At 40.2% G+C, this 12208-nt stretch carries 12 protein-coding genes; 7 read left to right on the forward strand and 5 right to left on the reverse strand.

The window, feature by feature from the left end; genetic code table 11:
* The first annotated feature begins 1 nt into the window (after position 1).
* The 3 genes from AB657_RS10670 to AB657_RS10680 are packed head-to-tail and all read left to right on the forward strand — an operon-like array spanning position 2 to position 2369.
* The gene (locus AB657_RS10670) at positions 2–499 is read left to right on the forward strand and encodes a hypothetical protein (RefSeq protein WP_047246474.1); all 498 of its coding nucleotides are present in this window, start codon (positions 2–4) and stop codon (positions 497–499) included.
* 28 nt (positions 500–527) lie between these two features.
* Positions 528–923 carry a group III truncated hemoglobin gene (locus AB657_RS10675; protein ID WP_047246475.1) on the forward strand — a complete coding sequence of 132 codons (396 nt, stop codon included), beginning with the start codon at positions 528–530 and terminating at the stop codon, positions 921–923.
* Positions 924–977: 54 nt separating this feature from the next.
* Positions 978–2369 (forward strand): Gfo/Idh/MocA family protein, encoded by a 1392-nt coding sequence (locus AB657_RS10680; protein ID WP_047246476.1) that lies wholly within the window; start codon positions 978–980, stop codon positions 2367–2369.
* A 69-nt stretch (positions 2370–2438) separates the two neighbouring features.
* Here AB657_RS10680 and AB657_RS10685 read toward each other — a convergent pair whose 3' ends face one another.
* Together AB657_RS10685 and hemN are read right to left on the reverse strand one after the other, a co-directional pair.
* The gene (locus AB657_RS10685; RefSeq protein WP_047246477.1) at positions 2439–3260 is read right to left on the reverse strand and encodes a universal stress protein; all 822 of its coding nucleotides are present in this window, start codon (positions 3258–3260) and stop codon (positions 2439–2441) included.
* 25 nt (positions 3261–3285) lie between these two features.
* A complete protein-coding gene (gene hemN / locus AB657_RS10690) occupies positions 3286–4647 on the reverse strand; it encodes an oxygen-independent coproporphyrinogen III oxidase (protein WP_047246478.1) in 1362 nt (453 codons plus the stop codon).
* A 210-nt stretch (positions 4648–4857) separates the two neighbouring features.
* On the opposite strand from hemN, the gene AB657_RS10695 reads away from it, so the two are divergent.
* From AB657_RS10695 to AB657_RS10710, 4 genes are all read left to right on the forward strand, one after another.
* Positions 4858–5733: a nucleotidyltransferase family protein gene (locus AB657_RS10695; protein WP_047246479.1), complete on the forward strand. Its 876-nt coding sequence runs from the start codon at positions 4858–4860 to the stop codon at positions 5731–5733.
* Between the two features lie 496 nt (positions 5734–6229).
* A complete protein-coding gene (locus AB657_RS10700) occupies positions 6230–7090 on the forward strand; it encodes a UDP-2,3-diacylglucosamine diphosphatase (RefSeq protein WP_047246480.1) in 861 nt (286 codons plus the stop codon).
* Positions 7091–7104: 14 nt separating this feature from the next.
* Positions 7105–8106 carry a glycosyltransferase family protein gene (locus AB657_RS10705; RefSeq protein WP_047246481.1) on the forward strand — a complete coding sequence of 334 codons (1002 nt, stop codon included), beginning with the start codon at positions 7105–7107 and terminating at the stop codon, positions 8104–8106.
* 22 nt (positions 8107–8128) lie between these two features.
* The gene (locus tag AB657_RS10710) at positions 8129–9475 is read left to right on the forward strand and encodes a GH1 family beta-glucosidase (RefSeq protein ID WP_047246482.1); all 1347 of its coding nucleotides are present in this window, start codon (positions 8129–8131) and stop codon (positions 9473–9475) included.
* A gap of 143 nt (positions 9476–9618) precedes the next feature.
* On the opposite strand, the gene AB657_RS10715 is transcribed toward AB657_RS10710, so the two are convergent.
* The 3 genes from AB657_RS10715 to rimM form a co-directional block, all read right to left on the reverse strand.
* Positions 9619–10797, reverse strand: a complete 1179-nt coding sequence (locus AB657_RS10715) for an acyl-CoA dehydrogenase family protein (protein WP_047246483.1) — start codon at positions 10795–10797, stop codon at positions 9619–9621.
* 56 nt (positions 10798–10853) lie between these two features.
* Complete coding sequence (locus tag AB657_RS10720) at positions 10854–11564, reverse strand: tRNA1(Val) (adenine(37)-N6)-methyltransferase (protein ID WP_047246484.1); 711 nt, start codon at positions 11562–11564, stop codon at positions 10854–10856.
* A 109-nt stretch (positions 11565–11673) separates the two neighbouring features.
* Positions 11674–12204, reverse strand: coding sequence for a ribosome maturation factor RimM (rimM, locus tag AB657_RS10725; protein ID WP_047246485.1), 531 nt, complete (start codon positions 12202–12204; stop codon positions 11674–11676).
* Between the last annotated feature and the right edge of the window lie 4 nt (positions 12205–12208).

Here is a 12208-nt window from a genome sequence, read left to right on the forward strand (position 1 = left end):
CATGAAAAAACTACCCAATGATATTGTTCTTAGACCAAGGTTTCAACTAGAAATCTTGGAGAAGAAAACAGTATTATTGAAAAGGTTTTTAACTTCTACCAAAGAACCTTTTATCATTAATTGCCTTGATAATCACGTATTCATCAAATACAAAAAGGAAAAAACGCACTTTTGGTCTCCACAATTACATCTAGAAATTGACGAAACGGGCACCAACAGCGTAAAAATCTATGGTTTTTTTGGTCCAAACCCCACACTGTGGACACTATTCATGTTCTTACATTTAATAGTAGCCACCCTGTTCATTATTTTTGGCATATGGGCCTATGTAAACAACTCCTTGAACAAACCATATGGGCTGCAGATCGCATTCATGGTTTTATTGGTAATCGTTTGGATTTCGCTATATATTTTTGGCAGGATAGGCAAAAAAAAAGGAAAACCACAAATAAGTGAATTATATGGTTTTATGATGGAAATACTATCTCCAGAAAAATAGACCCTAGAACAATTTATTTGCTATAACCATGGAAAACAGACAAACCATAGAAAACAGGGAAGATGTATCTTTATTGGTACGCTCATTTTATGCCAAAATCAGGCAAGATGTTACCCTAGGCCCCATCTTTAATAAGATAGTAACAGACTGGGAAACCCACCTAGAACTTTTGACCGATTTTTGGGAAACCCAATTGTTCTTAAAAAGAAAGTATACCGGTGACCCTATAAAAGCCCATCAAAAAACAGATGACATCATGAACAACACCATTACCATGGAGCATTTTGGTATTTGGCTCAACCACTGGTTTGCAACTATTGACGAGCTTTTTACCGGAGATACCGCTTGGATAGCGAAAAATAGGGCCCGAAAAATGAATACCATGCTGTACATGAAAATATATGAACACAGGTCATCTAAGTAAAATTTCCTATTTTTAATAGCTTAGAAAATATACCAAAACCAACTTAATTTCTTCATGAACAAAAAAAACGCAAGAAGGTCGTTTCTAAAAAAAGCGACCTTGACCTCAGCTGCCTTAACTTCATCTCCTTTTATATGGGCTTCGGGCTTTGAGGAGAAGTTACTTCTATCTAGAGCGTACACAACAATCAATTTTAGTGCAAACGACCACATTAACTTAGCGCTTATAGGTACCGGTATACAAGGTATTTACGACACCCAATCCGCCCTAAAGGTCGATGGCGTAAAATTAGTGGCCGCTTGTGACCTATACACCGGACGCCTTGATCGCGCAAAAGAACTATGGGGCGCCTCTATTTTCACTACGCGCGATTACCGAAAAATACTGGAGAGAAAAGACGTTGACGCCGTAATTATTGCCACCCCCGACCATTGGCACCAAAAGATTGCCATAGATGCCCTAAAAGCGGGAAAACACGTGTACTGTGAAAAACCAATGGTTCAAAAATACGAAGAGGGCCAAGCCATTATAAAAGCACAAAAAGAAAGTGGAAAAATTTGCCAGATAGGCAGTCAGGGAATGTCGTCCCTTGGCAATGAAAAGGCAAAGCAGCTTTATGAGGAAGGTGCGATCGGAGACATTGTTATGTTAGACATGTATAACGATAGGTACTCCGCCGAAGGCGCTTGGCAATATCCCATACCACCCGATGCCGACCCAAAAACAGTCGACTTTGACACCTTTTTGGGCAAAGCCCCCAAAGTACCCTTTGAGCCGAAACGTTTTTTTAGATGGAGAAATTATCAAGACTATGGTACCGGTGTTGCAGGGGATCTTTTTGTACACGCCTTCTCTACCCTAAACCATGTAATCAGTTCTCACGGTCCAAATAGGGCCCTAGCTACTGGCGGATTGCGCTATTGGAAAGATGGCCGTGACGTACCCGATGTTTCCATTACCCTTTACGACTACCCTAAAACAGAGACCCACGCCGCATTTAACGCCGCATTCCGTATTAATTTTATTGCCGGAAGTGGCGGTGGAGGAGGTTTTAAACTCATAGGAACGGAAGGGGAAATGGAAGTGGGGCAAAACTCGGTAACACTTACCAGATCCAAATTAAGTATGATACCTCAAGGATATTCCATGGTTTCGTTTACAGAAGCCATGCAAGAAAAAATAAGGGCCGGTTATGCTGAAAAGAACCTAGAGACCAGAGCATCTTCCTTAAACACCGGAAAAACCACTTGGGAAGCTCCTAGAGATTATAAAGGCGGACATTACGATCATTTCAACAACTTTTTTACGGCCATTAGGGAGAACGGAAACGTGGTGCAAGACCCCACTTTTGGACTAAGGGCCGCGGGCGCTGCACTTTTGGCCAATGAAAGCTATTTTAAAAAGCAACCCGTTGACTGGGACCCGACCAAAATGAAATTGGTATAAACACAAAAAGAGGGTGTAAAACACCCTCTTTTAACCAACTAAAAAAATCTGGAAATTTACTACTCCAAACTAAATTTTAAACGTAACCACCGGCATAGAAGCATGATTCGCTATATCTTCCCCTATACTTCCCATAAAGAAATGTGAAAGGCCTTTTCGGCCGTGCGTAGGAACACCGATCATATCGGCACCTGTTTCCATCCCAAAATTTAAAACGCCCCTCTCTACATTATAATCGTTGTAAATGGCAATGAGCAGATCAAAGCCTACCAACTCACTAAAAGACTTTATTTTTTCCTGAATCTCGGCGGTACTTAAAAAATCATCCCCGGGAGTATTCACATACACCAATTTAAGTTCTGCAGAAAAAGTATCGGCTATGGACTTTGCTCTTTGAAATGCATGTATATTTTCATTTTTCAGATCACAGGCAAAAACAATCTCTTTCGGACTAAAATCAGAAATTCTAGATTTGATCACCAACACAGGAATATCTGAATTGCGCACTACTTTTTCGGTATTGGACCCTACAAACATCTCCTTTAACCCGTCGGCACCTTCACTGCCCATTACGATCAAATCGGCATCTTTCTCTTTGGCCACATTTGCTATTTCGGCAAAAACCTTATAATGTTTAATAATGGGAACCACCTTTACATCCTTCAAATAAGGCTTATCCAAAAACTCCTTTAAATGCTTCTCCGCAAGTTTGATCAGAAAAACGGTCTGTTCTGGGTGAAAACCTTCTGTAGAGGTCAACATAGCTCTATTCAACTCTAACATATGCAATACATACAGGGTAGCGCTTTTCTCTTTGGCTATAGAGGCCGCAACCTCTAATGCATAGGCAGATGTGTTAGAAAAATCTATAGGAACAATAATGTTTTTCATAGTAAACAAGATTTAGGTTAAACAATTAAATAGTCATTGAAAACAATCGGGTCTCGGGTGTTTTCTCATGCAATTTTAAGTCAAATGCCATGCATATATTTCGAACGAACGGCCTTCCTTTTTCGGTAATCCTTAATTGATACGTATTCATTTCCAGCAAACCATCCTCCTTCATCTCCTTGAGTCTTTCCATTACGGCCGGCAATGCCTCAAACTGCATGGCATCATTAAACCAAGAAGTCTCCATTTGGCACATTAAATTAAGAATATGTTTTCTGACAACGGTATCTTCTTCGCTTAGAATATGCCCCCTGAAAATTGGAATAATGTTGTTATCTACCAAATGCTGGTACTCTTCCAAACTCTTTACGTTCTGGGCAAAACCATACCAACTATCACTTATACTGGAAGCCCCCAAACCAACCATCAGCTGAGTTTTTGAGGCTGTATAACCCATAAAATTTCGATGCAGTTTACCTTCCGCCATCGATTCATATAGGCTATCTGACTTTAAGGCAAAATGATCCATTCCTATTTCCTCATACCCTACTTTACCTAGCTCTATTTTGCCTGTTTCGTATTGCAACCGTTTCTCTTCTGCAGAGGGCAGATCCTCATCTTTGTACCCCCTTTGCCCATTGCCCTTTAACCAAGGTACGTGTGCGTAACTATAAAAAGCCAGGCGATCAGGTTCCAAAGACTTTGTTTTTGAAATCGTTTCCAGTACATGCGCCAAGGTTTGATGCGGCAACCCGAAAATAATATCATGCCCTATAGAGGTATATCCTATCTCCCTGGCCCATTGCGTAACGTTCTTTACATTTTCAAACGGCTGGATCCTGTTGATAGCTCTTTGCACTGTTTCATTATAGTCCTGCACCCCAAAACTCACTCTTCTGAATCCTACATCGTACAAAGCCTGTAAATGCTCTTTTGTTGTATTGTTAGGATGGCCTTCGAAGCTAAATTCATAATTCTCTGCCCTATCTGCTTTTCTAAAAATACCGTTAATCAGCATTTTTAGATTTTCGGGACTAAAGAAGGTGGGGGTTCCCCCTCCCAAATGCAACTCTTTTACAACGGGCCTTTCATCAAAAAGGTCCAAGTACAAAGACCATTCTTTTAAAACAGATTCAATATACGGTACCTCTACATCGTGTCTTTTGGTAATGCGTTTGTGGCAGCCGCAAAAAGTGCACATGTTTTCACAAAATGGAAGGTGTATATAAAGACTTATACCCTCTCTTTCATTTGATTCGGAAAAGCTTTTCTCTACGGTTACCTGCCACTTTTTACCTGAAAAAGAAGCGGTATCCCAAAAAGGGACGGTAGGGTAACTGGTATATCTGGGACCCGGAATGTTATATTTGTCTATTAGACTGCACATAGTATAGTTTAAATGCAAACAAACCTAACACCAACCGATCGCAAAAAATATGATAATTGTCAGTTTCGAACGATCTCTTGCTACAGTAGCAAAGTGCAATCCACAGAATATCATTTAATTGTTAAGTTTGGCGAATATGCCTACCTAACACCCTTTTAAGTACAACTCTTTTATAGACAATCCTTATTTTTGATCCATAAAATAAAAACAATGACATTATTATTAATGGCTGCCGGCAGTGGCAGCAGATATGGAAAACTTAAACAATTTGACGATTTAGGCCCCAAAGGCGAGTTTCTTATGGAATTTGCCATATATGATGCCATTCAAAACAACTTTGACCAAATTGTTGTCATCACAAAAAAAGAGAACGTGTCTTTTTTAGAAGAGCACCTAAAAGAGCGTTTGCCAAAAAACATAACATTAAATGTTCTTGCACAAGAACTTACCGATCTTCCAGAAGGCACTGCCTTTGAGGGAGAACGTAAGAAACCATGGGGAACCGCCCACGCCGTATGGACCGCAAGAAATGTCATCAACGGACCTTTTGTAGTTATCAATGCCGATGATTACTATGGGCAATCTGTTTACAAAAAAGCGGCCGATTTTATACAATCCAACAACGAAGCCTATGCATTAATGGGCTACACTTTAAAAGATACACTATCTGAACACGGTTCTGTTTCTAGAGGAATATGCAAGGTAGACCAAGACGATTTGGTTTCCGTTAACGAAAGATTGAAGCTTGTACAAAAAGGCGATAAGATTGTAGACGAGGATACAGGGCTGGAGTTTACCGGTGAAGAACAGGCAAGTATGAATTTTTGGGTATGCAGACCAAGTATCTTTGATAAGATAACCAACGAATTAAAGGTATTCATAAAAGACCAGGACAAAATAGCCAATAGCGAGCTATATCTGCCTTTTATGATCCAAGAAATGTTACAGGCCAATGAAGTCAAGGTAAAATGTATTCCTTCTGGAGGGGAATGGTTCGGGGTCACCTATGCAAGCGACAAAGAAAAGGCCGTAGCAAGCCTAAAAAACAAAACCGAAGAAGGCTTCTACCCTACACCACTATGGTAGAAAACCGTTACCATTTATAAAGTAAGGCCTAAATTATAGGCCTTACTTTTTTTATGCAAAACCTATTAAAACCAAAAAGAGTCCGATTTAAACAAATCGGACTCTTTTACGAGAACACTATATGAAAATGAAAAATTATTTTTCTTTTTTATTACATGGTAAATGTACTTTCTAATCTACAGAGCGCGAACTTATTGTTGTAAGACAAGACTATAATGTGGTGAAACATACTCTTTTTGTTGTTGACCTATTGTAAGCCCCTGTTAAACCCTTGTCTTTTGTCCCCATTCGCAAAAACCTTAACGATCCGCTAACCAAAACATAAGTTAGCCGTAACCGCCCCGTTCTATAAATTGACCACTTTTGCAATCAGAGGTTTTCCATACATGAAAATTAAACTGAAGGGCTTTTCGAAACAAACAACCGGTTTTACCGTAAGCCTACCTTTCTACCCAACTACGTTACGAACCGACCAAACAATAATTCTTCATCAAAAATGAAAAAGCGTCCTGTAGATATTCTAGTTGTATCCGACGTGCATTTGGGCACTTATGGATGTCACTCCAAAGAACTTTTAAAATACCTAAAGAGCATTGCTCCAAAACAAGTAATACTTAATGGCGATATTATAGATATATGGCAGTTTAACAAGAGGTATTGGCCAAAATCACATATGAAGGTGATCAAATTGTTCATGGATTGGATCGCCAAAGGTGTAAAAGTCTATTATGTTACTGGCAACCATGATGAAATGATGAGAAAATTTACCGGTTTTCAAATGGGGTCACTACATATTGTAAACAAAGTAGTGCTTCCTTTAAACGGTAAAAAAGCATGGTTTTTTCATGGAGATGTCTTTGATGTTACCATGCAACATTCTAAATGGGTAGCCAAATTGGGCGCCAAGGGGTACGACCTTTTAATCTTATTGAACAGGGCCATTAACTTTATCAGCAAAAAACTTGGCAAAGGCCCTATTTCCATGTCAAAAAAAATAAAGAACGGCGTAAAATCAGCTGTCAAGTTCATTAACAATTTTGAACGTACCGCTGCCGACATCGCCATAGAAAACCAATACGACTATGTGGTTTGCGGCCACATTCACCAACCTGAAATAAGGCAAATTAAAACGGACAAAGGGCAGGTTACCTATCTTAACTCCGGGGATTGGATAGAAAACCTAACCGCTTTGGAGTACAATAATGGGGAGTGGCAACTATACAGCTACTACGAGGATTTTAATACCGTAAACCAATTAGAGGACTCCCATGATGAGCTTCCTGTTTTAGAAAAAGAAGAATTGTTTCAAAGCCTCATGGACGAATTTCAGACCAGTGGCCTTTTAAAAGTCAAATAACCTTAACCCACACCATGAAAGTACTGTATGCAATTCAGGGTACGGGAAACGGCCATTTAAGTAGGGCAAGGGACGTTATACCCGCGTTACTAAAAGAGGGCGTTACCTTAGATCTCCTCATAAGTGGTACCCAGGCAGATATTCAGATACCATACCCCGTAAAATATAGATTCAAGGGGCTTAGTTTCATATTCGGAAAAAAGGGTGGTGTAGATATGTGGAAAACCTACATAAAATCGAACACCTTAAGGCTGCAAAAAGAAATTAAAAGCGTACCGGTCCAAGATTACGACCTGGTCATAAACGATTTTGAACCTATAACCGCATGGGCCTGTAAATTACAGAACAAACCATGCTTTAGCTTTAGCCACCAAGCGGCCGTTTTATCGAAAAAAGCGCCAAAACCAAAAAAAACCGATGCATTCGGCAGGTGGATTTTACAAAAATATGCTCCCTGCAGCCATCAATTCGGACTACATTTTAAACCCTACGAACCAGGTATATTCACCCCTATCATTAGAAACGACATACGCAATATCGCCACATCTTTAGGCGACCATATTACCGTATACCTACCTTCTTATAGCGATGGAAAAATAATTCATTTTTTATCGCAATTGCCCCACGTGAAATGGGATGTATTCTCAAAACACAATACCAAAGAGGTAGTTACCAAAAATCTGAGCATACGCCCCATTACCAACGAAGCTTTTGTTCAAAGTATGGCGAGCAGTAAAGGTGTTTTCTGTGGGGCCGGTTTTGAAACACCTGCAGAAGCATTGTTCATGAGAAAAAAATTAATGGTAATACCCATGAAAGGCCAGTACGAACAGCAGTGCAATGCGGCCGCCCTAAAAGCCATGAACGTGCCCGTCATAAAATCACTAAAGGAAAAACACTTGGAAAAAATAAGCCATTGGATAGATTCGGATAAAATTGTCGCAGTAGATTATCCGGATATTACTTCTATAATAGTACAAAGTCTATTGAGCAAAAGTATCGCACTGCAATCCTGAAACAACCTATATTTTCCTTGAAATGAAAAAAGAAATTCATTCTAAAGAGTTTGGAGAAAATTTTGTTTGGGGTGTTTCTACAGCCGCCTTTCAGACAGAAGGTGCTTATAACAAAGATGGAAAAGGACTTTCTATTTGGGACGTATTTTCTTTAACAAAAGGAAACATACGCAAAAACCAGACCGCCAAAGTATCTTGCGATTTCTACCACAGATACAAAGAGGACATTCTTTTAATGAAATCCATGAACATCAAAAACTTTAGGTTTTCTATTTCATGGAGCCGAATACTCCCTGACGGAACGGGAAAAATAAACCAAAAAGGCATTGATTTCTACAACAAGGTCATCGACTTTTGTCTAGCATGCAATATTGAACCTTGGATCACCCTTTACCACTGGGATCTACCCCATGCCCTAGAACTAAAAGGAGGATGGACCAATAGGGAAGTACTTAAATGGTTCAGTGAGTTCGTTACCCTGAGCGCTACTTGTTTTGGCGATCGGGTAAAACGTTGGATGGTTTTGAACGAACCTATGGTATTTACCGGAGGAGGCTATTTTTTAGGAGTGCATGCCCCTGGAAAAAAGAGATTAAAAAATTTTCTTCCGGCACTTCACCATGCACAATTGGCCCAGGCTACCGGTGGCCGAATATTAAGAAAGCTACTTCCAGATAGTGAAATAGGCACAACCTATTCATGTTCCTATATCGTGCCCAAAAACCACAAACCAAGAAATATAAAGGCAGCACAAAAGGCGGACGCACTGCTGAACCGACTGTTTATAGAACCCGTCTTGGGTCTAGGGTACCCCAAAAAAGACTTACCAATGCTAAAGCGGTTGGATAAATACATTTTACCGGGCGATATGGAGAACAGTAAGTTTCAATTTGATTTTATCGGCATTCAAAACTATACCCGAGAGGTAGTACAACACAGTTATTTTGTGCCCTATCTTCAGGTGAAAATTGTAAAAGCGCCCAAAAGAAATGTAACTACCACTTTAATGGATTGGGAAGTATACCCACCCAGTATTTACGAAATGATCGGCAAGTACAACAACTACGAAAACATACCAAAGTTGATCGTTACAGAAAACGGTGCCGCTTTTAAAGACAAGTTTAAATCAGGAAAAGTAAAGGATAAAAAAAGAAAAAAATACCTGATTACCCATATAGAACAAATTCTTAAGGCAAAAAAAGAGGGCAAGAACATTCATGGTTACTTTGTTTGGACCTTTACCGACAATTTTGAGTGGGCAGAAGGTTACCAACCCAGTTTTGGCCTGGTACATGTAGATTTTGAAACACAAAAACGCACGGTCAAACACTCGGGCAAGTGGTATAAAAAATTCTTGGCCAAGACCTAAGCTTTATGCGATGATCTTGGGGCACAAAAAAAGCCGATGCTCCCATCGGCTTATGCTAACTAACTCAAACTAAACATGCATAACAAAATGCGCTCTGCAAAGGTACTATGTCTTTTTTCGGACAATGTTAAGTATAAGTTATTTTATTTAAAAGCTTGGTATCCGGTTATATCCGCGCCAGTAATCAGTAAGTGAATATCGTGGGTACCTTCATAGGTAATAACACTTTCCAAATTCATCATATGGCGCATAATACTGTATTCTCCCGTAATGCCCATTCCCCCTAAAACCTGTCTGGCCTCCCGAGCTATGTTAATCGCCATTTCCACATTATTTCTTTTGGCCATCGAAATTTGTGCCGTCGTGGCTTTGCCTTCGTTCTTAAGTTGCCCCAATCTAAATGCAAGCAACTGGGCCTTGGTTATTTCCGTGATCATCTCGGCCAATTTCTTTTGTTGCAATTGGGTGGCGGCGATCGGTTTACCGAACTGAATACGTTCTTTGGCATAGCGCAATGCCGTATCGTAACAATCCATGGCGGCCCCAATGGCACCCCATGAAATACCGTACCTAGCAGAATCTAAACATCCTAAAGGTGCTCCCAATCCACTTTTTTTAGGCAAAAGATTTTCTTTGGGCACTTTTACATTATCAAAAATAAGTTCTCCGGTGGCCGATGCCCTTAGCGACCATTTGTTATGCGTTTCGGGAGTGGTAAATCCTTCCATACCGCGCTCTACGATCAAACCGTGTATTCTACCTTCTTCGTTCTTGGCCCACACAACGGCTATATCTGCAAAAGGGGCGTTAGAAATCCATAATTTGGCTCCGTTCAAAAGGTAATGGTCTCCCATATCCCTGTACTTTGTTTCCATACCGCTCGGATTGGACCCATGATTCGGCTCTGTTAAACCAAAACATCCCATTAGCTCCCCTGTTGCCAATTTAGGAAGGTATTTTTTTCGCTGTTCTTCGGTACCATAGGTATAAATCGGATACATCACCAAAGAAGACTGTACCGAAGCTGTAGAACGCACACCACTGTCTCCCCTTTCTATCTCTTGCATAATGAGTCCGTAGCTTATCTGATCCAAGCCAGCACCTCCATATTCTTCGGGAATATAGGGGCCAAAAGCTCCTATTTCTGCCAACCCCCCTATTATTTGTTTTGGAAATTCCGCGTTTTGGGCATAGGTTTCAATGATAGGAGAAATATCTCTCTTTACCCATTGCCTTGCGGCATCCCTTACCAGCAAATGTTCTTCTGAAAATAAATCGTCTAAATGATAATAATCGGGCGCTTCAAATAAATCGGGCTTCATAGCAATATATATTTAATGTATCCAAAGTAAAAATATAACATTATACAGATAAAAAGTTACATTTTTAAATAAAAATCCTTTGTCAAATGTACATATTCGGCAGTATATACATGTCTGGCTTTTTCTATGGTCAATTCATCGTACAACAACTCCGCCGATTCCCTGGAAAATTCCAATAAGCTTCTTTTTATAGGTGCCTCTTCATTTCCCCTCACCCTTGTAATCCTATTTGCGTACAAGCCCAAATCGGAGGCCATATTTACAAATTGCGCTTCCTCTTTATAGGGAACGATCGTTGCAAAACGACCTTCGTCCGACAATAATTTAGCCACTCCCTCCAATAATTCATCAAAGGGCAATGAGCTATTTTGCCTTGCCAAATCACGCGACACATCACCACTGGCCACATTTTCAACATAAAAAGGAGGATTACTCACTATTAGCTCATAACGATCATCTATCTCGTCTACAAACTCATCCAAACCGGCATGATAGCAATAAAGACGGTCTCCCCATGGTGAAGCCTCAAAATTCTCTACGCTCTGCTCATAGGCGTCCCCATCTACCTCAATAGCATCTATAATCTCGGCATTACTGCGTTGCGCCAGCATTAAAGCTATAACACCGGTACCGGAACCAATATCTAGAATAGTGACAGGCTCATTGTTTACAGGCGCCCAAGCCCCCAAGAGAACACCATCGGTGCCTATTTTCATGGCACAACGGTCTTGTGCTACGTTAAACTGTTTAAAAACAAAAGGTTTCATTATTTCTATTTCATGATTTAGCAAGGCCGCAGCCCTTATAGACGTACAAGAAAGATAGGAAGTAATTCTATGGAAAAACTTAAATTACCAAAATTGTGACGCTCTAATTTTAGAGGTCCAAGTATAGGGCCACCAAACCTTCGGGCGTAGTAACCTCTATGGTACTGTTTTGGCGATCTACCTTTTTAATGATTTCATCATTAATAGGTATCAAAAGTTGTTTGTCCTCTTTTTGAACCTCGAACAATGCCTGTGCCGTGCTATCGTTCACACTTTGAATAGTACCTATATTACCATGAACATCGTCCATGACGGCAAAACCGATCACCTCGTGGTAGTAAAATTTGTTACCCGTAAGCTTGGGCAACATGGTCAACGGCAAATACAAGTCTGAACGCATGATCCTATCCGCATCGGCCTCTGACTTCACCTCTTCAAAATCTATGCGGAGCAGGTTCGATTTATGAAGGCGGCATTTATCAATAAAAAATGGAACCAGATTGTTTCCCAAAGAAACAAATACTGATTCCATATTTTCGTATATCTCGGGGTCGTCCGTATCTAGTTTGACAAGAACTTCTCCCTTAAAACTATATTTTGAAACGATTTTGCCTAGGTAGAAACAATCTTCCTTTCGCATCGTT

Origin of the sequence: Maribacter thermophilus, assembly GCF_001020565.1 — a bacterium.
Classification (GTDB): domain Bacteria; phylum Bacteroidota; class Bacteroidia; order Flavobacteriales; family Flavobacteriaceae; genus Maribacter; species Maribacter thermophilus.

Coding starts and splice junctions, on each gene's coding strand:
- AB657_RS10670 (WP_047246474.1), top strand. CDS start 2: ATGAAAAAACTACCCAATGATATTGTTCTTAGACCAAGGTTTCAACTA.
- AB657_RS10675 (WP_047246475.1), top strand. CDS start 528: ATGGAAAACAGACAAACCATAGAAAACAGGGAAGATGTATCTTTATTG.
- AB657_RS10680 (WP_047246476.1), top strand. CDS start 978: ATGAACAAAAAAAACGCAAGAAGGTCGTTTCTAAAAAAAGCGACCTTG.
- AB657_RS10685 (WP_047246477.1), bottom strand. CDS start 3,260: ATGAAAAACATTATTGTTCCTATAGATTTTTCTAACACATCTGCCTAT.
- hemN (WP_047246478.1), bottom strand. CDS start 4,647: ATGTGCAGTCTAATAGACAAATATAACATTCCGGGTCCCAGATATACC.
- AB657_RS10695 (WP_047246479.1), top strand. CDS start 4,858: ATGACATTATTATTAATGGCTGCCGGCAGTGGCAGCAGATATGGAAAA.
- AB657_RS10700 (WP_047246480.1), top strand. CDS start 6,230: ATGAAAAAGCGTCCTGTAGATATTCTAGTTGTATCCGACGTGCATTTG.
- AB657_RS10705 (WP_047246481.1), top strand. CDS start 7,105: ATGAAAGTACTGTATGCAATTCAGGGTACGGGAAACGGCCATTTAAGT.
- AB657_RS10710 (WP_047246482.1), top strand. CDS start 8,129: ATGAAAAAAGAAATTCATTCTAAAGAGTTTGGAGAAAATTTTGTTTGG.
- AB657_RS10715 (WP_047246483.1), bottom strand. CDS start 10,797: ATGAAGCCCGATTTATTTGAAGCGCCCGATTATTATCATTTAGACGAT.
- AB657_RS10720 (WP_047246484.1), bottom strand. CDS start 11,564: ATGAAACCTTTTGTTTTTAAACAGTTTAACGTAGCACAAGACCGTTGT.
- rimM (WP_047246485.1), bottom strand. CDS start 12,204: ATGCGAAAGGAAGATTGTTTCTACCTAGGCAAAATCGTTTCAAAATAT.